This is a genomic window from Kitasatospora sp. NPDC001527, from assembly GCF_040298605.1.
Taxonomy (GTDB): Bacteria; Actinomycetota; Actinomycetes; order Streptomycetales; family Streptomycetaceae; genus Kitasatospora.
In genome coordinates this window covers 49449-74778 of record NZ_JBEPAM010000027.1, presented here as the reverse complement: position 1 = coordinate 74778, position 25330 = coordinate 49449, and the positions used below count along the sequence as shown (strand labels likewise).

General features: G+C 71.4%; 29 protein-coding genes. 8 read left to right on the top strand and 21 right to left on the bottom strand.

Annotated elements, in window-relative coordinates; all coding sequences use genetic code 11:
• Nucleotides 1-260 precede the first annotated feature (260 nt).
• From ABT238_RS23445 to ABT238_RS23425, 5 genes are all read right to left on the bottom strand, one after another.
• Nucleotides 261-1604, bottom strand: coding sequence for a cytochrome P450 (locus tag ABT238_RS23445; protein WP_350784927.1), 1344 nt, complete (start codon nucleotides 1602-1604; stop codon nucleotides 261-263).
• 136 nt (nucleotides 1605-1740) lie between these two features.
• Nucleotides 1741-3201 carry a hypothetical protein gene (locus tag ABT238_RS23440; RefSeq protein WP_350784441.1) on the bottom strand — a complete coding sequence of 487 codons (1461 nt, stop codon included), beginning with the start codon at nucleotides 3199-3201 and terminating at the stop codon, nucleotides 1741-1743.
• Nucleotides 3202-3485: 284 nt separating this feature from the next.
• A complete protein-coding gene (locus tag ABT238_RS23435) occupies nucleotides 3486-4205 on the bottom strand; it encodes a hypothetical protein (RefSeq protein WP_350784425.1) in 720 nt (239 codons plus the stop codon).
• Nucleotides 4202-4555 (bottom strand): helix-turn-helix domain-containing protein, encoded by a 354-nt coding sequence (locus tag ABT238_RS23430; protein ID WP_350784411.1) that lies wholly within the window; start codon nucleotides 4553-4555, stop codon nucleotides 4202-4204. Before ABT238_RS23430 ends, ABT238_RS23435 begins: the two co-directional genes overlap by 4 nt.
• 16 nt (nucleotides 4556-4571) lie before the next feature.
• Entirely contained in the window at nucleotides 4572-4850 is a 279-nt protein-coding gene (locus ABT238_RS23425; protein ID WP_350784889.1) for a tyrosine-type recombinase/integrase, read from the bottom strand.
• A 149-nt stretch (nucleotides 4851-4999) separates the two neighbouring features.
• Between ABT238_RS23425 and ABT238_RS23420 the strand changes: the two genes are divergently transcribed.
• On the top strand, nucleotides 5000-5731 hold the full coding sequence (locus ABT238_RS23420) for a TSUP family transporter (protein ID WP_350784385.1): 732 nt from the start codon (nucleotides 5000-5002) through the stop codon (nucleotides 5729-5731).
• Nucleotides 5732-5768: 37 nt separating this feature from the next.
• Here the strand turns inward: ABT238_RS23420 and ABT238_RS23415 are convergent, their stop codons facing one another.
• The 5 genes from ABT238_RS23415 to ABT238_RS23395 are packed head-to-tail and all read right to left on the bottom strand — an operon-like array spanning nucleotide 5769 to nucleotide 12536.
• Nucleotides 5769-6230 (bottom strand): hypothetical protein, encoded by a 462-nt coding sequence (locus ABT238_RS23415; RefSeq protein WP_350784368.1) that lies wholly within the window; start codon nucleotides 6228-6230, stop codon nucleotides 5769-5771.
• Nucleotides 6227-8428: a site-specific integrase gene (locus tag ABT238_RS23410; protein ID WP_350784352.1), complete on the bottom strand. Its 2202-nt coding sequence runs from the start codon at nucleotides 8426-8428 to the stop codon at nucleotides 6227-6229. The genes ABT238_RS23415 and ABT238_RS23410 overlap by 4 nt, the downstream gene beginning before the upstream one ends.
• The gene (locus ABT238_RS23405; protein WP_350784340.1) at nucleotides 8425-10140 is read right to left on the bottom strand and encodes a hypothetical protein; all 1716 of its coding nucleotides are present in this window, start codon (nucleotides 10138-10140) and stop codon (nucleotides 8425-8427) included. The genes ABT238_RS23410 and ABT238_RS23405 overlap by 4 nt, the downstream gene beginning before the upstream one ends.
• Nucleotides 10140-11657, bottom strand: coding sequence for a site-specific integrase (locus tag ABT238_RS23400; RefSeq protein ID WP_350784327.1), 1518 nt, complete (start codon nucleotides 11655-11657; stop codon nucleotides 10140-10142). Before ABT238_RS23400 ends, ABT238_RS23405 begins: the two co-directional genes overlap by 1 nt.
• Nucleotides 11658-11702: 45 nt before the next feature.
• Nucleotides 11703-12536 (bottom strand): tyrosine-type recombinase/integrase, encoded by an 834-nt coding sequence (locus ABT238_RS23395; protein WP_350784300.1) that lies wholly within the window; start codon nucleotides 12534-12536, stop codon nucleotides 11703-11705.
• Nucleotides 12537-13286: 750 nt separating this feature from the next.
• On the opposite strand from ABT238_RS23395, the gene ABT238_RS23390 reads away from it, so the two are divergent.
• Nucleotides 13287-13841 carry a DUF3761 domain-containing protein gene (locus ABT238_RS23390; protein WP_350784277.1) on the top strand — a complete coding sequence of 185 codons (555 nt, stop codon included), beginning with the start codon at nucleotides 13287-13289 and terminating at the stop codon, nucleotides 13839-13841.
• 22 nt (nucleotides 13842-13863) lie between these two features.
• Here ABT238_RS23390 and ABT238_RS23385 read toward each other — a convergent pair whose 3' ends face one another.
• The gene (locus ABT238_RS23385) at nucleotides 13864-14163 is read right to left on the bottom strand and encodes an SDR family NAD(P)-dependent oxidoreductase (protein WP_350784261.1); all 300 of its coding nucleotides are present in this window, start codon (nucleotides 14161-14163) and stop codon (nucleotides 13864-13866) included.
• 666 nt (nucleotides 14164-14829) lie between these two features.
• Complete coding sequence (locus tag ABT238_RS23380; protein ID WP_350564959.1) at nucleotides 14830-15255, bottom strand: CBS domain-containing protein; 426 nt, start codon at nucleotides 15253-15255, stop codon at nucleotides 14830-14832.
• A 323-nt stretch (nucleotides 15256-15578) separates the two neighbouring features.
• Between ABT238_RS23380 and ABT238_RS23375 the strand changes: the two genes are divergently transcribed.
• Nucleotides 15579-15962, top strand: coding sequence for a DUF5994 family protein (locus tag ABT238_RS23375; protein ID WP_350564961.1), 384 nt, complete (start codon nucleotides 15579-15581; stop codon nucleotides 15960-15962).
• 194 nt (nucleotides 15963-16156) lie between these two features.
• Nucleotides 16157-16735, top strand: a complete 579-nt coding sequence (locus ABT238_RS23370; protein ID WP_350784218.1) for a DUF5994 family protein — start codon at nucleotides 16157-16159, stop codon at nucleotides 16733-16735.
• 54 nt (nucleotides 16736-16789) lie between these two features.
• On the opposite strand, the gene ABT238_RS23365 is transcribed toward ABT238_RS23370, so the two are convergent.
• From ABT238_RS23365 to ABT238_RS23345, 5 genes are all read right to left on the bottom strand, one after another.
• The gene (locus tag ABT238_RS23365; protein WP_350564965.1) at nucleotides 16790-17041 is read right to left on the bottom strand and encodes a hypothetical protein; all 252 of its coding nucleotides are present in this window, start codon (nucleotides 17039-17041) and stop codon (nucleotides 16790-16792) included.
• A 137-nt stretch (nucleotides 17042-17178) separates the two neighbouring features.
• On the bottom strand, nucleotides 17179-18012 hold the full coding sequence (locus ABT238_RS23360) for a YhjD/YihY/BrkB family envelope integrity protein (RefSeq protein ID WP_350564966.1): 834 nt from the start codon (nucleotides 18010-18012) through the stop codon (nucleotides 17179-17181).
• Nucleotides 18013-18149: 137 nt separating this feature from the next.
• On the bottom strand, nucleotides 18150-18395 hold the full coding sequence (locus ABT238_RS23355; RefSeq protein ID WP_350564968.1) for a class I SAM-dependent methyltransferase: 246 nt from the start codon (nucleotides 18393-18395) through the stop codon (nucleotides 18150-18152).
• Nucleotides 18396-18449: 54 nt separating this feature from the next.
• Nucleotides 18450-18941, bottom strand: coding sequence for a DUF5994 family protein (locus tag ABT238_RS23350; protein ID WP_350784162.1), 492 nt, complete (start codon nucleotides 18939-18941; stop codon nucleotides 18450-18452).
• Nucleotides 18942-19095: 154 nt separating this feature from the next.
• Complete coding sequence (locus ABT238_RS23345) at nucleotides 19096-20292, bottom strand: PP2C family protein-serine/threonine phosphatase (protein WP_350564972.1); 1197 nt, start codon at nucleotides 20290-20292, stop codon at nucleotides 19096-19098.
• Between the two features lie 284 nt (nucleotides 20293-20576).
• Between ABT238_RS23345 and ABT238_RS23340 the strand changes: the two genes are divergently transcribed.
• The 3 genes from ABT238_RS23340 (at nucleotide 20577) to ABT238_RS23330 (ending at nucleotide 22287) form a co-directional block, all read left to right on the top strand.
• Nucleotides 20577-20732: a hypothetical protein gene (locus ABT238_RS23340; protein WP_350564973.1), complete on the top strand. Its 156-nt coding sequence runs from the start codon at nucleotides 20577-20579 to the stop codon at nucleotides 20730-20732.
• A gap of 16 nt (nucleotides 20733-20748) precedes the next feature.
• The gene (locus ABT238_RS23335; RefSeq protein WP_350564975.1) at nucleotides 20749-20976 is read left to right on the top strand and encodes a hypothetical protein; all 228 of its coding nucleotides are present in this window, start codon (nucleotides 20749-20751) and stop codon (nucleotides 20974-20976) included.
• A gap of 297 nt (nucleotides 20977-21273) precedes the next feature.
• Nucleotides 21274-22287, top strand: a complete 1014-nt coding sequence (locus ABT238_RS23330) for a hypothetical protein (RefSeq protein ID WP_350784119.1) — start codon at nucleotides 21274-21276, stop codon at nucleotides 22285-22287.
• Between the two features lie 271 nt (nucleotides 22288-22558).
• On the opposite strand, the gene ABT238_RS23325 is transcribed toward ABT238_RS23330, so the two are convergent.
• The 4 genes from ABT238_RS23325 to ABT238_RS23310 form a co-directional block, all read right to left on the bottom strand.
• Nucleotides 22559-22981, bottom strand: a complete 423-nt coding sequence (locus tag ABT238_RS23325; RefSeq protein WP_350564978.1) for an STAS domain-containing protein — start codon at nucleotides 22979-22981, stop codon at nucleotides 22559-22561.
• Between the two features lie 83 nt (nucleotides 22982-23064).
• Nucleotides 23065-23421, bottom strand: coding sequence for a MarR family transcriptional regulator (locus ABT238_RS23320; protein WP_350564980.1), 357 nt, complete (start codon nucleotides 23419-23421; stop codon nucleotides 23065-23067).
• The gene (locus ABT238_RS23315) at nucleotides 23411-24046 is read right to left on the bottom strand and encodes an ATP-binding protein (RefSeq protein ID WP_350784071.1); all 636 of its coding nucleotides are present in this window, start codon (nucleotides 24044-24046) and stop codon (nucleotides 23411-23413) included. The genes ABT238_RS23320 and ABT238_RS23315 overlap by 11 nt, the downstream gene beginning before the upstream one ends.
• Nucleotides 24047-24374: 328 nt before the next feature.
• Nucleotides 24375-24602, bottom strand: a complete 228-nt coding sequence (locus tag ABT238_RS23310; RefSeq protein WP_350564984.1) for a hypothetical protein — start codon at nucleotides 24600-24602, stop codon at nucleotides 24375-24377.
• Between the two features lie 456 nt (nucleotides 24603-25058).
• Between ABT238_RS23310 and ABT238_RS23305 the strand changes: the two genes are divergently transcribed.
• On the top strand, nucleotides 25059-25262 hold the full coding sequence (locus ABT238_RS23305; RefSeq protein ID WP_344640564.1) for a cold-shock protein: 204 nt from the start codon (nucleotides 25059-25061) through the stop codon (nucleotides 25260-25262).
• Nucleotides 25263-25330: the final 68 nt, after the last annotated feature.

Below are 25330 nucleotides of genomic sequence, written 5' to 3'. Positions count from 1 at the left end.
CCGGTTCACGGGCCCGGTGGTTCTCGCCGGTGATCAACGCCGAGGACACCGTGTCGCCGTCGCCCCGCAGCCTTCGGTGGGGTTCTGGCGGCCGTCCGGCCCAGCCGGAGATCCGGCCCACGGTGTTCATGCGGCACGGCAACAGCTCGAAGGAGCGGAGGCACTGCCGGCCCCGTGGCCGCAGACCTGTCCGGCGTACCTGGAGGCCGGTCGGCCCGCCATCTCGCGGCGAGCCGACCGGGCGAGAGGCGGGGGCGTGGCTAGCTCGCGGCGGTGACGGGGACCGGGACCATGGGCAGGCGGGTGGGGAAGTGGATGGCCAGTGCCGTGGAGCGCACCGGCCCGGTGGCGGCCGGGGTCAGGTGCCAGCGGCGGGTCACGGTGGCGAGGATCGTGATGATCTCGTTGACGGCGAACGCGGAGCCGATGCAGCGGTGCGGGCCGGCGCCGAAGGGCAGGAAGGCGCGCTTCGCTTCGGCGGTGGGCTCGATCCACCGGTCCGGGTCGAACCGCTCGGGCGCGGGGAAGAACGCCGGGTCGTGGTGCAGGACGTAGGGGCTCCACAGCATCAGCGTCCCCGCCGGGACACGGTGCCCGCCCAGGTCGAGGTCGGTGTGCGGGGAGCGGGTGAACAGGAACGCCGGCGAGTGGAACCGCAGCACCTCGTCGACCAGACGGGGCAGGTAGTCGAGGCGGATGATGGCCTCGTACGTCACCGGGCCGTCGCCGAGGACGTCGTCGAGTTCGGCCCGTACCTTCGCCGCGATGTGCGGACGGGATCCCAGGATGTGGAACATCCAGGCCAGCGTACGGGCGGTGGTCTCGGACCCGACCGCGAGCAGCCCGGCGCACTCGTCGTGGATCTGGGCGTCCGTCATCCGCTCGCCGCTCTCCTCGTCCTGGGCGTCCAGCAGCATGGACAGCAGGTCGCCGTGGCGGACCGCGGTGGCACGGTAGTCGGCGATGATCCGGTCGATCACCGCGTGCATGTCGTGCAGCGACCGCTCGTAGCGCCGGTTGGCAGGCAGCGGGAGCCGGAACGGCAGCTGCGAGGGGGACAGGGCCCGCATGGCGACACCGGTGGCCACCGTCGGCATGGAGCGCATCGCCACCGCGGCGGCCTCCTCCGCCAGCCCCGGCGCCGAGAACAGGCACACCATCACCGCCGCGGCGCTGATCCTGAACATCTCCTGGTCGACTGCGATGGTGCGGCCGCTGTGCCAGCGCGCCGACATGTCCTGCGCGACGTCGCGGATGAGTTCGGTGTAGGCGCCGAACCGCGAAGCCGAGAACGCCGGCCGCAACAGGTTCCGTTGACGTTTGTGGAAGTCCCCTTCCGAGGCGACGATGCTGTTCCCGGTGACCGCCTTGCCTTTTTCGAACAGGGCGCCCTTGTTGAAGTCCTGATTGCGGGTCACCAGGACTTCCCACACCGCCTCGGGACTGACCAGGAGATGCGCCGGCCGGGGTCCCAGCCGCAGTGCGGCCACGTCACACGTTCCCGCCAGGGAGGACAGGAACGCCAGCGGCCGGCGCCACAGCTCCCACGCGTGCCCCAACAGGGGAAGGGCACCGGGGGCGTCAAGCACCCTCGATCGATCCATCATTCGAGCTCCAGCAATGTCGGACGACATGGTCTCCGGCCCGCTACGTGCCCCTGGCAGACGTCGTGCAAGCACGCCAGGACGGCACTCAAGGGCACCCAACACCGGTGGTTCGGCCATATCGGGCAAGAGGGGATCAGCAGAGCAAGGGGGACCATTCGCCGGTCGGGCCGGTGTAGCGGGATGAGGGATCCGCTGCCCACCAGAGGTGGTCGAGCGAGGCGAGGATCGAGTAGGTGCTGAGGGTGTCCAGGCAGCGGCAGTCGGTGTACTTGGTGCGGTAGGCCGCCTCGATGAGGGGGACCCGCTGCTGCCAGGTGGCGGTGTCGTAGCCGCGGCATCCGGGGCAGTTCTGGAAGTGGGCCAGGCAGGCGTGGAGCAGGTGGTCGTAGCGGGCTTTGTCCTGGCAGCGCGAGCGCAGGTCGTAGTCGTCGGGGGTGGGGCTGGGCGGCAGAGGGTTGAGGGTGTTGAGTACGGGGTCGCCGTAGGGGTCGACCTTGGCTTTCTTTCGGCGGGCGGGGGCGGTCAGGTGGTCGAGGAGGACGTCGGCCTGGTAGCGGGCCATGTAGACCTGCCAGACCAGCAGTCGGCCCGCGATGTGCAGGGCCCAGTCGGCGCCTTGGTCGATGGCCCACGCCCAGACATCGGTACAGAACCGGCGGACGATGTCGACGCTTTCCATGCCGGTGTGGGCGGCGATGAAGGTGAGGGTGTTGTAGTACTCGTTGGCGGTGTTGTCGTGGCGGCGGTCACAGGCGTCGTGCGTCACCGCAGCGGCCAGCGCGACCGCGTCGATGGTGTTGTCGTCCCCGATGAGTGGGCCCTGCTCGTGGCGGGCTTGGAGGGTCAACGCCCGGATCGCGGCGTTGATCACGCGGTACCGGATGGTGCGGAGCTCGTCGTCGGGGAGACGAAGCCGCTTGGCCTTGGGGTGGAGGACGTCGGCGTAGATGGCTTGGGTCGACGCCAGCCAGGCGTCCATGATCTTGCGTTCCTGGCCGTCGACCGCGTGGTCGCGGTGGACGTGGTCGATGTACTCCACGACGCGTTGTGCGCAGATGTCGAGGGTCTCGGGCATCTGTTCGGCGAAGTGGTAGTAGTCGGCGAAGGAGTCGAACAGGCTGACGGAGCAGGATCCGTGTACACACTCTCGGCACAGACGGTTGTTGTCGATGAGGCACCAGGCGTACCCGTAGGTCTGTTCGGCCACTGCGTGCCAGAAAGGGGTGTCGGGTACCGGGATCGCTTCGGTCATGGCCCGCAGCAGTGCCGTGCCGCGGGCAGCGAAGCCGTGGCGGCGTGGGGCGTCCGTGGCGATGGGAAGGTCGGGAAAGTCCTTCAGGGCCCGGGTCTTGGCCAGGTTCTCCTGGAAGGGGATGCCTTTCATGTGGGAGTCGTAGGTGCCGACCGGATTGCGGCTGTCGAACAGCCGGGTTCCCATCGTCGGGTTCCAGGTCTTCCTGAGGTCGGGAATGCGTCGCATGTCGGCGGCGAGGCGGCTCGCGGTCAGCTCGTCGGGCCGGAAGAGGTCCGGCCCGTACAGAGCGGTGGCGACGGCGGAGTCTCCTCGTCCGTGGAGACGCCCTGCTATGCCCATGAGATGTCGTCCTCAGCGTTGTCGTCGTCGCATCCCGTGCACCTTCGGGAGAGTTCTTTCCAGACGCGCCATCGCTAATCTCACGGTCAATCCCCTCCAACCGAAATACCGGCGATTGGGTCATTTCCCGACTGCTTGAGGTGGCTCGGTCTTCTGCGGGCCGAGCCCCGTCAGTTCCGCGAGGCGGACCGGGGACCGGTGGAGGCGGAAGGACAACCGCAGCAGGTGGCCGGCCACGGACTCCTCCGGTAGCGGTGCCAGGCTGCGGGCCATCGGCCGGGAGGTCATGGGGTCGTCCGTTGTTCGCCGGTCCGTGCACCGCCGTCGCACCAGGCGGCTGTCTGCTGCGTGTAGGCGGCCAGGCGGGGAAGGAGGCGTGCCTTGGCGCCGCGGCGGGCGCCCGCGAGGCGGGGCAGGTCGCGAACTAGGTCCGGGCCTCCCGGCAGTCGCCCGCCCCAGCCACGGTCCCGCACCAGTGGGCTGAACAGGTAGTCGCCCTCGGTGACCTGAGTCCACACCAGAACCGACGCGCAGATCCGCAGTTCGGGAGCCGCGTCGAGGGTGGGCAGGCCATCGGTGAGGTGGGCCCAGTGGGCCGGCGGGATGCTCCAGTCCTCAAGCACCGTTCGGCGGCGCTGGTAGTCGATGCGGTGTTCCTGGCCGTCGAAGCTCGCGCGGGTCGTGCGCCAGCGCTGGAAGGTCCGCAGGTGCTTGCCGCAGTCGCGGCAGACCGGCGGCGAGGTCGTCACGGCTCCGGCCTTGCGGAGGGCGATCAGCAGGTCGCCGATGGCCCGGAGTGCTGGAGAGCGGCCGTCGGTCAGGACCTCGGGCTGGGCCTCCAGGGCTTCGGCGAGCCGGCGCGACTTCGCGCGGCCGCCAACGACGCCGAGGACCACGGCCCGGACGGCCGCGGGGTCGAGGTTCTTCTCGACGCGGGTGATCAGGTCCGTGATCAGGCCGACGGGGTCCGTGACCGCGCGGGCCGACTGGTCGGTGGTGGTCATGGCAGGTCGACACCCCTGATCCGGACCCGCTTGGGCCGCAGGTCACCGAGTCCGTCCGCTGCCGGGGGCGCGGCACCCGCGGCAGCGGCCTTCTTCGGCTTCTTCACCGTGCCGGCCGCGGCGGTCGGCTCGATGAGGTCGTCCATCCTGCAGTCCAGGATGTCGAGCAGGGCCATGAGGATCTTCAGGCTGAGGCGCTCGGGACGCTCAACGGCGAGCCGGTAGACCTGGCTCGTCGACAAGGTGATGCCCCGTTCGGCGAGCGGTGGGATGAGGTCGGTGGTGGAGAACATCCCGCGGTCCGCCATCACCTTGCGCAGGTGCCAGCGGTAGTCGAGCTTGGCGGTCATCGTCAGGTCCTTCCCGTCAGACTCCGGCGAACGCCGGGGCCAGTGCCTTGTGCAGGGCAGTGTTCATGAAGTCGTCGCTGACGTGGGTGTAGATCGCCGTGGAGCTGTCGCACTCGTGGCCGACCTGTTGCTGGATGAAGCGCCGGTCCCCTCCGTCCTCGGTCAGATGGGTGACGTACGAATGCCTTGTCTCCGCAGAGGCCGTGTGCGCGTGAGTTCGTGTGGTCATTGAGTGGCCGCTTTCTGCAACCGCACTCGCGACGGCCGTGACGCCCTGTGTTGCCTTTCCAGCGATGCCATGTGAGGTAGATCACTGTCTTGGTTCGTGGTCGGGCAGCAGCTGGAGCCCACCAGTATCGCGGCGGAGAAAAGCCGTTGAACGTGTCTGCTCCGCAGTGGAGGCTGGGCAAGATCACCGATGAAGAGCACCGCGAGGAGTCGTCTGTGACGAGCGACGTGGCCGCCGACCTCTTGCTGGGCGGCGTCGTCTTGTTGGGCGCATCCGTGCAGCGGCTGGCCGGGATCGGCTTCGCGCTCGTCGCGGCGCCTGCCCTGGTGCTGCTTCTCGGCCCGGGCGAGGGCGTGCTGCTCTCGAACTGCGCGGCTGGTGCCATCAGCGCGGTCGGCCTCGCTGGCAGCTGGCGGCAGGTCCGCCTGACCGCGATGCTGCCCTTGGTCGTGGCGGCTGCGTGCACCGTCCCAGCCGGGGCCTGGGTGGCTGCCCGGCTGCCCGCGCCGGTGCTGCTGGTCGGCATCGGGGTGCTGGTCAGCGCGGCCGTACTGCTGGTGATGTGTGGCACTCGGGCGCCTGCTCTGCGTGGTGCCAAAGGCGCGCTCGCTGCCGGTGCCGCAAGCGGGTTCATGAACTCCTCGGCCGGGGTGGGCGGCCCAGCGGTGTCGTTGTATGCGATGAACGCGGGCTGGACCGTGCGGGAGTTCGTGCCCAACGCACAGTTCTACGGGGTCTTGGTGAACGCATTCTCCCTTGCTGCCAAGGGCATGCCGCAGCTCACTGCCCCTGCCTGGCTGCTGGCTGCAGTCGGGATTGCGGCAGGCGCCGTCATCGGGAGGGCACTTGCGGAACGGGTGCCGGAGGGTCGGGCCCGACTGATAGTGCTGGCGCTTGCGCTGGCCGGCGGACTCACCACGCTGGGCAAGGGACTGTGGGGACTGTGATCCCGGAACAGCGCGGGACGAGGACGGGGCAGCCATGTCAGCTGCACGATCCGATCGTGTTCCCTCGGACTGCGGGGATCCGGGTCACGCGGTTCGCCATGGCAGCAGCCCCGCGCAGGTGGACGATCTCCTCGTGCTGGGCGGCGAGCCGGGCGATGGCCTGGGTGCGGAAGTCGGCGAGCTCTTCGATGTCGCTGTCCGCTCGGGCGAGCCGGGCCTTGAGCTTGGTGATCTCTGTTTTGAGCCGCTCGATCTGGGCGTCCCTCGGGTCGGGGCTGTCGCCGGCGGCTTGGAGGGACCGCAGGCGGTGTTCGAGCTCCTCGCGGAGGTGGGCATAGGGGCGGGTGCCGTAAAAGGCGGTGCGGTCGACGGCGGCCTCTCGGGCGAGGGTCTTGATGTCGCACTTGCCGCCGGGCGGGATCTCTCCGCGCAGGAGCCGGTCCATGGCCGCCCGGACGCGGTTCTCGTTCTCGGTCCGTTGTGCTGCGGTGATCCTCATGCGCAGTCCTCGTCGGGCTGGTCGGTGGCGGCTGCGTCGATCTCAGCGACGACCCGAAGGGCCCGCTCGTAGTCGTTTCGCAGGCGGGCGTGCTCGGTCTTGCGCGTCTTGCCCAGGTCGCCGAGGAACGTCTTCGTCCGTTCGGCGTGCTCGGCCCAGACGGGCCGATGGTAGGGGTGGTGGGTGGCCTGCGGGCAGCGAGCGGAGTCACACATACCGACCAGTGGACGGTCGGCGGTGGGGGTGCCGGCGAGCTTGAGGCAGAGCGCCCGGGACGGGTCGGTGAACCAGCAGTAGTTCGCCGGACCCAGGTGGAGCACGTTCGCGCGCTTGGTCAGCAGGTTCAGCACGTCGCGGTCATTGCGCTGGGTCTTCGGCGCCGCCGACGTCGAGGTGTCGAGCTGTGCGTCGATGCTGGCGAAGAACTCGGTGAGGCTGCGGGCGCCGGGACCGGCGGGCAGGACGCCCTGCTGGTAGTTGCGGAACTCCGTCAGGACCAGGTCGAGATTCCGGTCGCTCTCGTGCCGGTTGACCTCGGCCAGCAGCTCGGCCTGAGCCCCGCCGGGACGCGAGGCATACCCTTCCGTCGTGGCCACGGCGATATGCTTCAGGTGGATCTTAGCAGCCAGAACACCGCCCGGACGGTAGGCCATCTCCAGGGCCAACGACCTGCGGAGCATCCTCAGATTCACCTGGCCCTGCGGGATGGGAGCGAGTCCGAGACGTTGCCCCGCCGGTGAGTTAACCCAGTTCCGGAACCACGTGTAGCGGACGGTGAAGGCGAACCGGCCGAAGAGCAGGGCTCCGTCCCGCTGGTCCTCGTGCAAGTCTTCGGCGAGTTCGACGGCGCGATAGACGGGCTCGATGACGACCCACTCGTCGTCGGTGCCGCCCAGCGGCTGGCCTTTGATCACCTTGCTGGCGAGGCGGTAGCGGGTGAACCCGGGGACGGGCTCCTCCGGGGGACGGCGGCAGCCGATCCGCAGTTCCATCAGCTCGCTCGCCCGCATTCCTGATGCGGTGGCCAGCACGATCATCGCGGCGGTCCGGACGATGCCGACCAGGGCGACGGCCTGAGCCCGGTGCAGAAGCAGCGTCCAGGGCAGCAGGGAACAGGTGTCCGCCGTGGTGATCTGGTCGGCGCCGCGGCCGAAGACCTCCATGACGCCAACTGCGGCAACCGCCTCTTCCAGACGGCCGCGCAGTGCGGGCATCCACTGGGCCCTGAACTGACTCTCGCCGGCCTGACGGGCCAGCACGCCCGTGGCCACCGACAGCAGCGGATCCTCGGCGGACCAGCCGTCGGCGAGCCGGCTGGCGACGTAGTGCTGAGCCAGCTTCGGAAGCGGTGTGCTCGCTTGCTCGTACTCGCCCAGCAAGCTGGCGAACTCGCCGACGGGAGCGCGGTTGCTGCTGCGGAACCCTGACGTCTTCCTCGACGAGAGGCGGTCGGCCTGTCGGATCTGCTGGGCGAGTTCAATGGCGTGGGGCCCGAGCGACGAGGTGAGGAACAGGGCAGCGGCCAGCATCGGCTGCAGGACCGCGTCGTCGACGGGCTGGGTCTTGTTCTCCGTCCGACCATTGGGCATCTCGGCGATCGCGGAGGCGGTGGCCCCACCCCAGGGCCGCAGGTCCACGGGAACGCGATCAGCGGTGAACAGCTCCCGGTAGTTGACCAGATCCACCACGACCTGCGCGGCCGAGCGCCGAGTTGCCGGGCCCTGCTCGCCGACGACGGCACCGTGTTCGTCGAGCACGTAGCGCCGGTGCGCCAGGTAGGCGTCGCAGAGGCGGGTGTCGAGCTGCTGGAGGCTCGACGTCCCGCGCTCAGTCAGCCACCGGAAGAACCGGGTGAACTCGTCCAACCGGCCCGCGCAACTGCGCAGGTGCAAGGTGGTGCGATGAGCCCGGGGCAACTCGGCGACGGCCGGGTGCCGCGGGGCGAGCATGGCCAGCACCAGTTCCTTCGCGACCAGCCGCCACCGCGAGTCGGTGATGTCGGCGAAGTCGAATCGACGGGTGCAGAGCGCGAGCTGAACGGGCAGGCCGACGACATCGGTGAAGTCCCAGACATCGTCTTCGAACAGAATCCGAGGGGTCCCTTGAGGCAGGGTGAGCCCGGCTTCGTGGCAGACGTCGGCTCGGGCGAAGACCGCGGACCGGCCGTCGAAGGCTGGTGTGGCGAGGGCGCTGGTCACGCGGTCATCTCCTCGGGTCGCAGGGGAAGTTCGCAGTCCTGGTCGTCGACACGCTGGGCTGCCGCAGCCAGGACGGCGGGGTCGAAGCGGTCCAGGACCTGCTGGATCCGGGCGGCGTAGGGGCCGAAGACGGCCATGAAGTGGGCGGCGGGCATCTGCTGCCACTGCCGGGAGAAGAACGCTTTCAGCCGTAGCAGGTTGACCGCATGCCGCGGCGCGAACACCGCGAGCGGGCAGAGCAGGCAGACCCACGGCCTGGCCGGGCAGGGCTTGCCCTTCGGCCCGTGCAGCCCGGAGAGCTGGTCGCCGCAGGCGGCGGTGAACACGTCCCGCTGCCCGCCGATCAGCTCGGCGATCGCCGCGTCGTCCAGGTCCATGGCCGCGACCAGCTGCGGATATCCGGCGGCCAGGGCTGCGGCCTCCTCCTCAGTGATCACTGTGGGCGGGTGGGCGCGTCGCAGCATGTCGTGCTGGGCGTCCTCGATGACCGCCTCGACGGCGTGCTGCTGGGCCGGGGTGGTTGCGGTGAGGTAGTGGTCGCCCTCGACGGAGGGGGTGTGGTTCGGGTCGATGGTCGCCCGTCCGCTGCCGGTCCAGGCGCTCTTGTCCCGCATGGCCTCGTGGGTGGTGCGGATCCGCGACCGGTGGATCTTCAAGGGGGCTTCGTCGTCGCCGGTGAGCCCGTGGCGAAGGACCCAGCGCTGGACGGCGACGCGGTCGATCTGACGCACTCGCCGGTCTCCGCCAGCGCGGCTCAGACCCAGCCAGAGCCCGCGGCGCTCGTCCAGTGGAACGAAGCTCCGCAGCAGGGCGGAATGGGCCAGCCACTGCTCCAGCAGCCGGACCGCCCGACGGGGAAGATTCAGGCTCTCCGCCGCGGTGCGGCCCTTGACGTAGGAGAGCAGGATCGTGGAGTCCCCGGCCCAATCGACGTCATCGGTGACCAGGTCGTCGATGCCGTCGGGCACGATGCCCGAGTAGATGCCGAACAGCAGCCGGTAGGCGATGAGCACCCCGAGGTCCGGGAACATGGCGCGGACCGCGTCATGGAAGCCGCCACGTTTGTGAACCACGGCGGCCGAGACACCGAGACTCCGCCCGAACTCGCCGATGCCCACCGGCCCTAGCCCGGCCAGCAGCCAGCACAGATTCTCCGGCTTCCACCCGCCCTCGGCCGGATGCCGGGCACGAGCAACGGCGGCCAAGCTCTGCCGGTGGGCAGTGTAGGACTCCTCGACCAGCTCACCGCAGACCTCGGTCAGCCGTCGCCACTCAGTCTCGGAGTAGGGAGGCAGGGTGCGGTGGTTCGGCTGGACATTGAAGTTCCGTCCGACCGCCAGGTCCAGCACGCCGTCGGCCAGCGTGCCGGCGGCCTGCCCGAACACCGTCACCATCGCTCGGGCGCAGGCTTCCTGCGAGCCCGAGCACCCCATCAGGTACTCGGCCAGCTGACCGCGTCTGACTCGGTGCAGACCACCGACCAGGCCCCGCGCCGACAAGGTCCGCGTCATGCGCCGGATGGCCTGGGCGTAGTGGTTCACGGTGCCGGCGGAATCGGCGGTGCCGTGAGGGTGGATCAGGTCCACCAGGCCAGTGGCCAGGTCCCGGGCCAGGTCCGGGTTCGGCAGACCATCGAGCGAGAACTTCGCGCGACTGCCGTCGCTGAAGACGCAGGTGATGCCGAGCGGATCGTCGATGAGCATCGTCGGCATCAGGCTTCCCCGTCCTCAATGTCGGCGCCGAACTCCTCCGCGGCCTCGCGGTCGGCAGCCAAGTCGCTGGTCAGCCCGGCCGCAGCCCCCGCGCCGTCGTATGCCTCCCGGTAGATGCGGGTCGTGTCCAGGCGCCGGAGGTACTTTTCCGTCGTCAGGACAGTGGAGTGGCCCAACAGGTCGCGCAGGACCAGCAGCGGGTCCGCCTTGGTGAGGTAGAAGACCAGCGCCGCGTCGGCTTCGGTCTCCCGCACGAGCTTCGCGGCCTGTCGGTAATGCCCGGTGACCAGGTATTCCAGGGTCCTCATCGAGAACGTATGGCGACATCGATGGGGCCAGACGTGCGGGAACCGGGGCTCGAAGCGGGCTCGGATCCGGTCCGAGGTCCGTTCGAAGACGGTGGCCCAGGCGGTGAACGGGCCGCCCCCGTTCTTCACCGCCAGCAGGCACGAGCCGCCCTCGGGGGCGACCAGGCGTCGGCGTTCGGCCGGGGTCAGCGAGTCCCACGAGCGGCGCACCCCGTTGATCCGTCCGCCTCGGGGACCGGGATCTGTGACCATGAGCGGCTCGCCCCACCGGCGCGGCGGTCGCCAGCTGGAGCCCTCGGCAGTGGCCGCGCGGTCCAGCTCCAGGTAGTCGTGCAGCCCGGCCAATGCCTGGTAGGAGGTCCAGGTCGTGCGGAACTCGCGACCCTTGGTGACGCCCGCGGGCACCGGGAACGGGATCGGCACCGCGGTCGGCTCCGGCGGCAGCACCGGGATCTCCCACGGCAGCAGGTAGGTGAACTCCTGCAGCCGCAGCCCGGTGGACAGTGCGAGGTCCCCGACCGCGGCGTTGCGGGCCAGCTCCCGTCCGTGGAAGCCGGTGTCCTGGGTGCCGTCCGGGGCCAGACCTCGCAGGCCGCACCGGAACAGCTCGGTGAAGTCCGGCTCCAGGTACTTGATCGTCACGTGCGGCTTCGGGGTGCGGCGCACCGCCAGATTGACCTTCACCTCCCGCCCGGTCCCGGCGAACAGAGCCTTGGCGGCGCGATAGGTGAACGGCTCCGCTGCCGCATGCCCCTCGGCGATCGCCCAGCAGTAGAACACGGAGAGGATGCTCATGTGCTGGCCCCACGTGGTAGCTGCGAAGCGGGCCTTGGCCGGACCGGCCGCACGGTGCTCGGCGTACCGGCTCAACCCCGCCTTCAACCGTTCACGCGAGTCGAACAGCCCCACGCCGTGTTCGGCGAGAAACTCTGTCCACCCCTTGACCGCCCGCGCGTAGGTCTCCCACGAGCTCGGTGCCGGGGCCCCGCTCGCCGGGAGCTCACGCAGCCACCGGTTCACCACCACCGTCGGGCGTGGTGCGGCGGAGCCGTCCTCGAAGCGCAGGTCGTCGTCGACGAGCACGGGCATCCCCTCAGGGATCAACGGCCGGTGCCCAACATCCCAGGACTGCCAGCCGTGGGACGAGAAGAAGGTCAGGATCACGAGCCCTGACTGTAGGAACACCACACGAGCCAGCGCAAAGCCCAAACACCAAGACCAGGAGCCAACTTGGGTTCATTCGCTACACGGGAACTAAGCAGAGACAAAATGTCTCATCGAGTGCGGAACCAGCTCTTTTGGGAGTTTCAGGGCGTCGCGGTATGCCTCGAAGCGGTCGTTGATGGAGCCGGGCTGGAGGCGTCCACCGCGCTCAGTGATCCACAGGGCCGGATGGTCGGGGAACCCGAACCGCGGCCGGACGTTCTCGACGTAGTCCGCGACCGCATCGACGGCCCAGTCCATCACAGACAACACGTTCCGGCGCCGGGGCTGCTGACCCCTCTTCGCCTTGCCGTAGCGGACGTTGAGGGTGCCGTACCGGCCGAACTGCGGAGCCTGCGGGTTCCGTCCGAAGTCGACGACATCGAGCTTGGACGTCTCGGTCCGCCGAAGTCCCCAGCCGTAGATGAGCTTGAAGAGGGTGGCGTCGCGGTAGGCGGCCAGGGCGCCCTTACGCTTCGCACGCACCGCGCGGTCGACCTGGTCGTCGGCGTAGTCCAGGAAACGCTGCAGCTCTTCCCGCGTGAACGGCCGGGCTTCCGGGCTGCCTTCGTACTCCTGCAGGTGCGGGATGGTGTTCCACTCGTGGCAGATCGCCACGGGGAAGACGCCGAAGGCTTCCTCACAGGCGGGCACCCAGCCGTACCAGCTGTCGATGACGAACTCGCTGAACAGGCGGACGGTGCCTTGGTAACCGCGGATCGTGGACGGTGCCAGGTGCTTCTCGCCGGTCAGGCACACCGACCACTCGTCCATGTGGGCCGGCGTCCACTGCCACGGATAGTCGTTCGCGAACTCGTGGAACCGGCGGGCCTCACGCCCGTCCCGTGAGCTGCCGACCTGCGACTTCTCGCCCGTCTGATGCAACTCCCGAGGGTTGGCGTACTCCTCCGTCGTGATCAGCCCTGGAGGGCTCGTAACCAGCAGGTAGCCCCTGCCCAAAACGCCCCGAAGGCCGTCGTGATCAGCCCTGGAGGGCTTGCAACGTGTATGGGGAACAGCGGGCCTGTCATGAACTCGTTGCACTCCGCTCGCCCCATCGGTCAGCCGAGCTTGGCGAGCCGGGACTACCTCAGCCACCGAGGCATCCGGGTGCTTGACAGCCGAGCCTTCGGGCTCGAGAACTGGCAGGCGAAGCTGTGCTCCCTGGCCGAGTCGGACAGTGCGCCGAACCGGATCGTCTTGATCGAGGAGCCCTTCGTACTCCTGCATCCCACTACGGAACGCGCGGTGTTCGACACACTCTCGGGACTTGCAGACCAGGGCTTCCAGCTGATCGTCACCTCGAAGCGGACCACCTTGACAACCTTCCCGGCGGCCCGCGTCATCCAGATCGGTCGAAGCGCCTACCGTTTTCCGGAACCGCTTGCTGTGTGGAGATCCCGGGGCATAGCTTCATGCCTTCTTCATCGAGTTCGAAGGCGGTACGGGAACGTGGGTAGCGGGATAGCCGGAACAGCCGCGCGACGGGTGTTCCGGCCGGCGGCGATCGGGTACGCGGGATTGGCCGCACTGGCGTTGTTCGTGACGGCGTGTGAGCCGCCGTCGCCGTCCGCGCCGTCCGCGCAGTCCGCGGGGGCGAATTCGGTCGCGGCGGCGGCGCCGAGCGGGACGTCGGTGCCGGAGCTGGTGGGGCTCCAGCTCGACAAGGCCAAGACGGCGGCGAAGCAGGCCGGGTTCAAGAGCGTCGAGTCGACCGACGTCGCCGGGGGAGACCACAAGCGGACCCAGATCGTCGACGCGAACTGGAAGGTCTGCCGGCAGACCCCGGCCTCGGGCACCGCCGCGCCGGTGACCACGAAGGTCACCCTCGGGGTCGTCAAGGACGCCGAACCCTGCCCGGGTGCTGCTGCCGCCCCGACCACGGCGGCGCCGAGCCCGACGACACCCCCGACGACGCCCCCGGCGGCCGCGCCCGCCCCGCCGGTGCCGACGCCCACGAAGGCGGCCCCCGCGCCGACTGCCGCGCCCAGCTCCGAGCCCGCGGCGGCGGCCCCGGCCCCCGGCGGGACCTGCGCCCACCACACCGTCGGCCTCTGCGGCTGGGACCACGGCCAGACGCCGACGGTCGCCGACCAGATGGCGGTGTGCAAGGACGGAACCCCGTCGACCTCCAAGACCCGGAGTGGGACGTGCTCGAAGCACGACGGCGTCCAGTACTGGTTCAAGTAGGAAGCCCGGCCGCCCCGGCCGCTCATACGGCCGTGGAGAGGGAGACGTGCTGCCAGGTGTCGAGCTCGCCCTGGACCAGGGCGAACTCGGCCTCCACCTGGTCGACGGCGTCCGCGCCGAGCTGCAGGCGTAGCGGCGGGTCGGCGGCCTCGATGACGTCGACGATGGCCTTGGCCGCCTTCGCCGAACCGCCCGGCTCCACGACCGTCACCCGCACGCCGAGCGGGGCCAGCTCGCCGTGCAGCGCCTCGGTGATGCCCTCGACGGCGAACTTCGACGCCCCGTACAGGCCGGTGCCCGGTGCGGTGGCGAAGCCGGCCACCGAGCCGATGTCGAGGACGTGCCCGGAGCGCTGGGTCCGCAGCGTCTTGCACAGTGGCCCGCGGGGTGTTCAGCACTCCGAAGACGTTGACGTCGAGAGCGCCGTGACCGCGTCGTCCACCTCGGGCCCGACGACGGCCCGAGCCACGGGAGGCTCTGCCGGGACGCGCTGGAGTTCACCGGCCTGTTTGGGGACGGCCGCCGGCCTGATCGTGGCGGTCCGCGCGACCCCACGCGGATGGACGCGGCGCTCGGGATCAGGATCCCGCCCGAGGCGGCCGTCCTGTGGCCGGCGGCCACTCTGCTCTGCGACCTCGGCCGTCGCTCCGCATCCATCCCCGTGCGGCACCGTGACAGCGAGATCGGCGAGTACGACTGCGGATTGATCTCCCACCGACCCGCTGAACACCCCGCGCCTGCTCGGCACCGCGACCGTAGGCGGTGGGATCGGCGGGCGAACGCGACTGACCTCCCCGAGGACGACGGCTCGGGCACGGGACCGGCGCCGGCGCTCCACGCCGAACTCGCGGCGGGCCGCGCTCCGCTGCGCCGTGGGCGTTCCCCGCCGGTGGTGCGCGCGGCGATCCGCGGTGCCCGCTCCTCGCTCCCGCCCCGGCGTTCGCGGCTCCTGCCCGAACGGGCCCGGGCTCCGGCGGGAGTCGGCGGCTCAGGCGGCCGTGACCGCGAGGAGGCCGGTGACGCGGTCGGCCCTCAGGACGCCGAGGATGTAGCCGTCCTCGTCGACGACGGGCCAGACCACCAGGTGCTTGACGCGCATGGTGACCGCGGCCAGGGCCAGGCCCATGGTCGGCCAGGCGAACGGGCCGCGCTGGTGGGAGGTGGCGCTGATCGCGGTGCGCTCGGTGTACCAGGAGCGGGCCAGGAACGGGTGGAGGCCGGTACGGGTGACCAGTCCCTCGCAGCGGCCGTCGTGGCCGCGGACGAGCAGGTACTCGACGTCGGCGCCGCGGAAGATGTCGTTGGCCTGGTCGACGGTGCTGTCGTCGGCGATCTGGTACTCGCAGGGGTCCATGGCGTCGGCGACCGTCAGGCCCTGGCCGGGCCGTGCGAGCTGGGGCGGGTACATGGTCACGGCGTCACCGTTCCCGTCTCCGGCGGCCCGCCGGAGCGGGATCTGCCGGGCTGTCCTGAACCCAGAACGAAGCCGGAACGGGTACCGGGATGCGGGATGCCCTGGATGTCTCCGAGGCTACTCCCGCGACGCACGGTCCGAGGAGGCTACGGCGGAGTAGCGTGGAAGGCAGCCGAGGACGTTCCGCACACCGGCATCAGCGTCGACGTCGCCCTGGGTCATGACGGGTCCCTCGTGGACCGGACGGGCGGCTTCGCATGATGCCGATCCCCCTTCCCGTTCCTCCCCCTTCCGGGTCGTGGACCGTGCCCGGTGTCCCGCTTTTGCCGCGCCTGGAGCTGGAGCCGACGATGGCGCGGGAGGGCGTCTTCGACGGGGCCTGGTGGCCCCGCTCGAATCACGTCCTCGCCGAACTCCCGGACCTGGTCACCGCGCTCGGCGCCCACCTGGGGCGCATCGTCCGGGTCGGCCTCGACACCTCGGCCTGGGACGGCGTGCCCGGGGCCGTCGCCGCGAACGGGCTGGTGATCAGGATCAACCGGTTCGCCGGAAGCGGCGCGACGATCAGCGTCACCCGGGGCCTCCAGGACCACTTCCTCCTGCTGGTGGTACCGCCCGGCACCGACCCGGCGACGGCCGCCTCGGCCATGGCCGGCGCCTCCAGGACCGGGAACCACACCCCGGCCGCGGAACTCCTGCTCGGCTGAGCGGAACTCCTGCTCGGCTGAACGGCCCGGGCGGACGCGGGCACCGCGGCCGTGCCGGGTCCGGGCCGGACCAGGAGTAGCCTGGACATCACCGAAGGCACTTCGCATGCCGGCACCGGACACTGGCGTCGTCTCCGGCGAACGGCAATGCCGGACCCGGCTTCTCGGCCGGGCCCGGGGACGGGTCCCAGATCATGACCACGACCTTCGATCGTGCGACGACGCCCACCGCCCCGGATCCCACGGCACGGCTCTCCCTCACGCCCGGTGGCGTGCGGCCCGGCCGCCTGGACGGAGCCTGGTGGCCCCGCTCGCGTGATCTTCTCCTCGAACTCCCCGCCCTGGCCGCCGAGATCGACGAACGGTGGGGCCGGATCACCCGGATCACCCTGAACCCCGCGCAGTGGCCCGTCATCCCCCGGCGGATCCCGGTCGCCGGGCACACCGTCCACGCGGGCTGGTTCACCACCGAGCAGGACGAGCACACGATCGCGGTGTTCTCGTACGCCCCGCGCCGGCTGAACCTGCTGGTCGTCCCGCCGGAGACGGATGCCGTCGGTGCCGCCCAGCTGATGGCCGAAGCCGCCGACCCCGCGAACACCATGGCCGCGAGCGGTCTCCTCGCCGTGGAGACGGGCGGCGACGCACGGCGGCCGAGGTCCGGTTCCGATTTCCTGCCGTCGGCCGTCACCCCCTCCGACGCCGCCGGCGAGGCGGACCGACGGGCGGATGTCGCGCGCGGCCGGGCCGCCTCCTGGCCGGTGCCCGCGTAGCCGGCGGAACGGCGGCCGGCCGCTCCGCCCGCTCCGGCCGCGGGGCCGGGTGTGTCACTCGCGTGACCACTCGGCCTCGGCGTGCGGCGGGCCGGCGACATCGGCGCCCTCCCAGAGGCGGATCCTGATCGCCCGGGGGCCGGGCGCGGGCCGGGAGAGCGTACGCACGAACACCTCCCGCAGGTGGTTGGCCGCCCGCTGGGGCGGCCCGTCGTACTCCAGCGGATCCTGCATCGGAGCGCCGCGCTGCCGGGACCAGCGGCCGTCGTCGTCCTGCGTCTCCAGAACCCACCGGTACTGCCGCATCCTGACCTCCGTGCCGACGATCCCGGCCCCCGGACACGACGGTACGGACCGGGCGGATCGACCGCGACCGGTGGACAGGCGCCGCGTCCCGGCCCGCCGGGGCGGCGGGCCTCGTCCGTGCCGGTCGTCCGTGCCGGTCATCCGTGCCGGTTCGGCGCGCGTGTCACGCGGAGGAGTTCCTCGTGGAGCAGCCGGCCGACCAGCGCGCCGCCGAAGACGACGACTCCCACGCCGACCAGCCACGACTGGATGACCAGGACGGTCCCGAACGAGCCGTAGGTGACCGCGTTGGACGCGATCAGCGGTGAGAAGACGAGCCGGGAGAAGAGCCGCAGGCCGATCAGCCCGACCACGGTCGCGACGGCTCCCGGCAGCAGGGCCCGCCAACGCACCCGTCCGCCGAGCAGGAACCCTTGCGACCACCAGACGAACAGGACGGCGCCCAGCGCCGCCACGAGCCCGCCGGCCGGGGAGCGGCGCCAGAGCGTGCTGGTGGCGGACAGGAAGAGGAACCCGATGAGCACGGCGAGCCACAGCACGTGCCGCCACCGGGCCCACCAACGGGCCGGCGGCAGGCTCCAGGCCTTCTCGTAGCCGCTCTGCACCGCCGCGCCGAACGACAGCCCGAACACCGCCAGGGCGGCGAGGCCGAACGCCGTCGTGGCGCGGAACGCCTGGCCGGGCCGTCCGAAGAGCTGCTCCACCTCCTGCCTGGAAGCCAGCGACACGCCGAGCCCGTCCCCCAGCCACTGCGCGAACCCCCGGCCGCGGTCCGGATCGGCCGCGGAGACCACGATCAGCAGCGGGACCAGGGTGAGGAACCCGAGCGCCGCGAAGCCCAGCGACCGCTGCGACAGCTGGAGATCGCCGGCCCGCGCCCAGCCGCGCCCGGCCGGCGACCGGCGGACCGCCTGCCGCAGCCGCTCGAACGGGCGCGGCCGGTCTCCGTCACCGGGGGGCTCCTTCGGCATGTACGTTGACTACCACGGCCGCCACGCCGCCGGGGGAGGGCGCGACCACCGGGGCCGGCCGGGTCCCTCCGGCGACGGCCTGCGGGCCGAACGGCCCGGCCGGGCCGTTCCCGCGGTTCGTCCGGGGCGGATCGCCGTCAGTACTCGGCGCCGCTCCGCAGGTAGCTGCCCACGACCTGGAGCCACGCCCCGGGGCCGAAGCAGACCTCGATCCGGTACGGCGTGTCCTCGAAGACCCGCAGGACGCGCAGTGCACCGCTCGGGTGCAGGTCGTACTCGAAGGTGACGCCGTCCGCACCGTCCTCGTACTGCATGTCCAGCGGCCCCTTCGAGGGCTCCGCCGGCGCCCGGGCGTCGGCCGAGAGCTTCACGTAGACGGACATCTCGCCGTCCCGCCTTTCCTGTCTGCCCGAGGAGCCGGCCCACGGGGCCGGCCCTCAGGACTCCTCGCCCGGCGGCTCGGAGCCGATGCCGGTGGTGACGAGGATCTGCCGCGCGGAGTCGGTTCCGCCGGCCTCGACCGCACGCGCCATCGCGGCCAGGGCCGCCTCCCGGCTCGCCCGCGGGGGGACGACGAGCAGGCTGAAGTGGTCGCGGTCGCCCCGCGTGACGATCACGGTGTCGTCGCCGACCGGGTACCGGTCGATGCGCACCGACCGCCCGTCGACGACCAGCCGGGCCGGCACGTCGTCCCAGGCCTCGGTGTCCAGGCCGACGCTCGCCACGGGGCCCAGGTGTTCGGTCAACGCCCTCACCAGGCCGGGCAGTTCGGCGTCGACGTCCCGTGAACGCGGCCACCACGCGCCGTCGAGCACGCCCTCGCGCGACCGTGTGGTCTCCAGGCGCAACAACACCGTTCCCGGCTTCGCGGCCTGCCGGAACCGGTCCGGCAGGAGCCCCGGGAGCGCGGCACCGGTATCGTCCGACATGGCCCGCCACCTGTCCGTGGACGCACGCCGACCCCGCAGGGCGAGGGCCGGCCATCGGGGAGCGGCGGTCGGGCCGCTCCGATATCCCCACGGTACTCCGCCCGCGCCCCGCCGACCCGGCGCGGCGGGGGAGCCGGCGCGGGGGCCGGCCCGCTCAGCGCCACTCGATCAGGAACAGAGTGGCGTCGTCGCTCGTGCGACCGCCCCGCCTCTCCTTCAGGACGTGGGAGAGCGCGCGCACCGTCGCCCGGACACCGGCCCGCGAGCGCTCGACGCGGTTGACCCAGTCGATGAGCTGTTCCTCCCCGAACTGCTCACCGCCCGGCTCGCGCTCCTCGACCAGGCCGTCGGTGAAGCACAGGACCCGGTCGCCGTGCCGCAGTGTCCGCTCGCTGATCACCGGCTGCTCGCCGCCGAACCCGACCGGCAGCGTGGTGGCGCTCTCCAGCCGCTCGACGACGGCGTGGTCGCGGATCAGCAGCGGCCGGGGATGGCCGGCGTTGACCCACTGCAGGTGGCCGGTCCCGGTGTCCAGGCGCATCATCTGCGCGGTGACGAAGTGGTCGGGGCCGAACTGCTCGGCGATGGCGCGGTCCATGAACGCGTAGATCTCGGCCAGTCCGGTGTCGGCGCGCCGGGCGTGCCGGTACGCGCCGATGGCCACGGTCGCCATGGTCGCGGCGTCCAGCCCGTGGCCCATGGCGTCGATCGTGGCCACGTGCAGGAGGTCGTCGTTGAGCGCGTAGTCGAAGCTGTCGCCGGCCACCTGGTAGGCGGGTTCGAGGATGCCCGCCACCGCGACCCGGGGCACGGTCATCGACAGCGGCGGCAGCAGCGACCACTGGATCTCCGCCGCCACGCTCATCGGTTCCAGGCGCCGGGCCTGGAAGATCCGGTCGGTGTAGCCGCTCTTGGTCACCAGCAGATCCGCGACCAGGGCGGCGAGGCGCCGCAGCAGCGGCCGCACGTCCTCGCCGACGGTCTCCAGTGTGAGGGCCAGCACCCCCACCTCGTCGCCGCCGTCCAGCAACGGCAGGAACACCCGCACCCCGTCGGGCCGAGGCACCTCGACGGGGACACCGCGCAGGAACGCCGCACCCGCGGGGGTGCCGTCGATCGGGACCGGCTCCCCCGCGGCCAACCCCTGGCCGGGCAGCGGCACCAGCACCAGCTGGCCGTAGTCCTGCAGCAGGAGCACCGGATCCCGGCCGCCGACCCTCGTCACCGTTTCGGCGACCAGCGGGCCGATGAGCCGGGGCGGCAGCTCATGGGCCCGGTCGAGCAGCGCGCCCAGCAGGTGCCCGCCGGATTCCTCCGGTCGGCCCGGTCGGCCCTCGTCGTCGCTGCTCACCGCCGCGTCCTCCCTAGCCCCGTGCCATCGGCGCGGGCGCGATCGCCCCCGACACCCGGTGCGGTTCGCCGGACCGGTCCTTCCATTACGCCCGACGGCAGCGCGTCGCGCCCCTCCACGCCCTTCGGGCCCGCAGGGCCTGACGCCCCTCGTCTCCCGGCGGCGGACCGGATGCCGTCTCGGCCCGGAGCGCGTCGACCTGTACCTGATGCACCAGCCCTACGGCGACGTCTACGGCCAGTGCCGCGCCATGGCGGCCGCCCGATCGGGAGGGACTGGCGCGGGTGATCGGCGTCGCCGACTTCAACCCCGACCGCCTGCTGGACCGGATCCTCGACGACGAGACCGTCCCGCAGGTCGACCAGATCGAGACCCACCCCTTCCTCCAGCGCGACGTCGACCACGCCCTGATGCGCGAGCACGGGGTGCGGCACCGGTGAGGCGCACGGCAAGTCCGTGGCCCGGGTCGTGCTGCGCCGGGTCGTGCTGCGCGACATCGTCACCATCCCCAAGTCCGTCGACCCCGGCCGGACGGCGCAGAACATCGACGTGTTCGACTTCGGACTCACCGACGAGCAGATGACGCGGACCGCCGCCCTCGACACCGGCAGGACCCTGTTCTTCGACCACCGCGACCCCGAGATGGCCGCCTGGCTCGGCGAGCGCCGGTCTGCGGCCGTGTGACCGTCAGGTCATGTCCGCCTCACCGGTTTTGAGGAAAGCGGAGTCCGTTTGTGAATGCTGTGCGAGGATCGGCAGCCGGAAGTACACGGCGCGCGGACGACTTCCTGTTGTGATCACCCGGCGGCTGCGGTCCGGCCCTGAGGCCGACCGCACGTCACCGGGGCGAGGGCCCGCGCGTCGCAGGTTCCCGTCACCCGCTGACGTCCGGCGGAGCGTACATCCCGTGCCGTGCCGCGTCGTGACAGGCCAGGAGGGCCTGCCGCAGCACGGTCACCCCCCTACGGAGGGCACTCACCCATGTCCCGTTCCACGGTCACCGCGATACCGGCCCGCCGTGACAGGCGCGGCCTGCCGATCCTGCTCACCGCGGCGGCCACCGCGTTCGGCCTGCTGGCCCTCGCGAGCCCCGCCCATGCCGACGCCGTCGTCCACGTCGCCGGCCCGGCCGGACCGGTCCCGGTGAACACCGCCTACACCGTCACGGTCGACCTTCCCAACAACGGCCCCGACTTCAAGTCCAAAGCCTCCCTGGTCAATATCGCCCTGTCCGGTGCCGCGGCGACGGTGACCTCCGCCCGGGCCTCGGACGAGAACTGGTACTGCGACTTCGCGGCCGGATCGTCCGGCGCTTGCTGGAGCATGGTCGGTATCCCCTTCCCGGTGTCGCTCACCCTCACCGTCGTCCCCACCGCCGGGGGGACCGTCACCGTTGGGGCCGACGCCCGCAACTACGCCAGCGAGTCGGTCGGTGCGGGCACCACCAGCGCGCTGGTCAGCGCGCCGACCCCGACCGCCACGCCGACCCCGACCAGCACGGCCACCGCAACCGCCACGGCCACGCCGACCGCGACGGGCACGCCGTCCCCGACCGCCACGGCCACCGCAACCGCCACCGCAACCGCCACGGCAACGGCAACGGCGACGGCAACCGCCACGGCGACCCCCACCGGCACGGCGACCCCGACCACCACGGCAACCCCGACCGCCACGGCCACCGCAACCACTACGGCCACGCCGACCGCGACGGGCACCGCAACCACTACGGCCACGCCGACCGCGACGGGCACACCGACCGCGACCAGTTCCCCTTCCGCCACGGCCGCCACCGCCTCCAGCAGCACGAGTTCCCCGACCGGCGCCCCCGTCGTCGGCACCACCGGCACCTCGGCCGGCAGCGGCGGCAGCCTCGCCGACACCGGTACCTCGACCCTGGTGCTCACGGCCGGGGCCGGCCTCCTGACCGCGGTCGGCGCCGCGGCCGTCCTCGCCGCCCGCCGCCGCACCGCCTCCGCCCCGGGACGGCACCGGTGAGCCGCTGATCCGTCCGGCCGTCCGGTCATCCCGGCCCCGGCCCGACGTACGTCTCCGGTAGCGACCCGGGGGCCGGAACCGTTCCCGGCCTCCGCGTCGCTGCGGATCGAACAGCCGCGGAGTCGCCTGAGGTTCATCCGGTGGGCGCCAGGCCGATCAGGAGGAGCACGGTGCCGTGCCGGACATTCGCTCGGCCGTCCCCGGGATCACACGCATCGAGGGCAACCGCCCGGCCGCCGGACCGGGCGGGGCGTCCATGGGGAGAGGCCCCTCACCCGACGTGCCGGGCGCCCGCCAGGGCGGCGTGCAGACTGGGGTGGATGGTGAATGCCGTGTCGGCACCGGTGATCTTCAGCAGCCGCACGGTCTGGGGCGGCGGGGCGGCGAGCATCATCTCCACCCCTGCGGCGTTCGCGTCGAGGCGGGCGGCGAGCAGGGCGTTGAGGCACACGGAGTAGCAGAAGGTCTGGCCGGCCAGGTCGATGACCAGCCGGGGCGGGCGGTCCCGGAGAGCGCGGGAGAGGGCGTGGTCCAGCCCGGGGCGGTCTTCCTGGTCCGCTTCGCCGTCGAGGCGGACGATCACGGCCGTCCCGGGGAGCGTCCTGATGGTGATCCGCAGGCGCGGGGTGAGAACGCGCGGGGCGCCGGGGCGGTCGTACCGGGTGGATCCGGCGGGGTCGGGCACTGGACTCACCGCCTCAACGGGAGGGGGTGGCGGCCGGGTGGCCGGCATGCGCCCACGGTGCGGCGGGGCGCGGGAGACGGGTCGGCGCGGCTTCACGGATGCTCGTCATGGTGATCACCGGTGGTGGTCGCGGGCTGGTGTTCTCCGCCGGGGTCGGGATCGGCGAGCAGGGCGAGCAGTCCGGCGATCTCGTGGTGGCCCTCGGCGGGATGACGGAAGTGCGTGCCGCGGACCACGTGGTAGCGGTTGCGGCGTCCGTGTCGGGTGTGGGTCAGGTAGCCGGCCTTCTCCAGGTCCGTGACGATCGCCCGCGCGGCCCGTTCGGTCATGCCGCACATCGCGGCCAGGTCCCGCAGGCGGACGTCCGCGTCCCGGGAGATCATCAGCAGCACGCGCGCGTGCTGCGTCAGGAACGTCCAGCTCGTCCGAGGCTCCCGCTCATCCGACATACCACAAGTATGAACCCGGATTCCGCTTTTGCCATGCCGGATCCGAGGATCCGCTGACGGGCCGCACCGGGGCCGCGGAGAAGTGGGGCGGGTGCGCGCCCGTGGATCCGGGCCCCGGTGGTCCGAGCCCGGTCCCGAAGGCGCGACGGGGCTGTTCCTCCGTCGTCGCGGCGGCGGGACTGCACGGCGACGACGGCGGTCGTCCGGAGGGTACGAGGAGTTCGGCCCATACGGCCTTGCCGCCGCCGTCCGGGAGGGCGCCCCAGCTGAGGGCGAGGCGGTCGACGATGAACAGGCCGTGGCCGCCGACCCTGGTCGGCCGGTGCGTGCCGGGGCGGGGAAGCGCGGTGCCGGAACGGGGATCGGTGACGGTGATGCGCAGGCACGGGCCGTTCAGATCCAGATCCAGTGCGAGGGGGCCTGCCGTGTACCGGGTGGCGTTGGTGAGCAGTTCCGAGACGACGAGCTGGGCGTCGTCGCCGAGGACGGACGGGGCGAGGTGCCAGCCGGACAGGGTTCGACGCGTGAACGCCCGCCCTTCGCCGACGGGGGACACGCCGTCCCGGGCAGTGAATTCCAGACGGCGGTGGTAGTGGACCGCTGCTGGGCCGAGGTGGCTCTCCATGGCGGTTCGCCTGCTCCCGTTGCAGTTCCTCGCACCGAGCGGCTACCCGCCCGGGCAGGGGCCATGCACGTGACGAAGCCGGGGGTTCTCCCGGGTTCCGGCGCCATCGAGGTGGTCCGGAGCGGCCGTTCGTCGCGTGCCGACGAACGGCGACCACGGCTTGCGGAAGGCCCCGGCCGGAAATCCGACTGGGGCCTTCAACTGCCCTGCTGGGCGAAGGCGGAGGATGCGGGATCTGCCGCACCGGCGTGATGTCCCACCGTCGTGCGCGGCGTGCCCCGCCCGCGAGGTGCGCGGCACGACCGGCCGGGCGCCGGGGCGTCCGGGGTCAGAGTTTGAACATCGCGGTGTACGGGTGGGGGATGCGCTCCTGCCGTGATCCGAAGTCGACGAGCACCGCGGTCTCGCCGTCCCCTTCGGCGTCGATGACCCGGCCGAGGCCGTACGTGTCATGGGTGACACGGTCACCGACGGCGAAGTGCTTGGGCGGCGCCTTCGCGCGAGGTTTGAAGGGGCTGGTGGGCAGAGGGCGGCGACCTGCTGCAAATTTCGTCATTGCGGCCAGTATGCGCCCGGAAGGGCGGGTGTGGGACCTTCCGGGGCCAGCGAGTTCGACTCTGACCGGAATGCCGCACGCCTCGTCCTCGCGGCCGGCGGCGGTGGGCGCGCCGCGCCGCGCCGCGATTCCCGGGGAGCCGGCGGCCCGGACTGGGGGCGGCCCCATGCTCAACGGGCCTGCTCGCCAAGGGTGTTCACGGTTCTTCCGGCTCGGAGCGGCCGTTCGACGGGACGGCGCCCGCGCGATCGGCGGTGAAGCATCCCGCCGCATCGGGTGGCGGCCTGCTACAGTCGACGTAGTTGCAGTAGTGGTTCCCATGAACTTTGTGTGCGCCTGCTCATGTGTTGCAGGCGCATTTTTTGTTCCCCGGCTCTTTCCCCGGTGGGCGCTCCATGCGGTGACTCGAAGCCCGCGCTGTGCGTGCTTCGGACAGTCCCTTGAAGGAGATTTTTGATGGCTAATGGCACCGTGAAGTGGTTCAACTCGGAGAAGGGCTTCGGCTTCATCGAGCAGGAGGGTGGCGGCCCCGACGTCTTCGCCCACTTCTCGAACATCAACGCCAACGGCTTCCGTGAGCTGCTCGAGGGCCAGAAGGTCGAGTTCGACGTCACGCAGGGCCAGAAGGGCCCGCAGGCCGAGAACATTCGCCCGCTGTAGTTCCTCTGCCACGGCACCCGCCCGGCAGCGAGGGGCCCGCACCGCGTACACGCCCGGTGCGGGCCCCT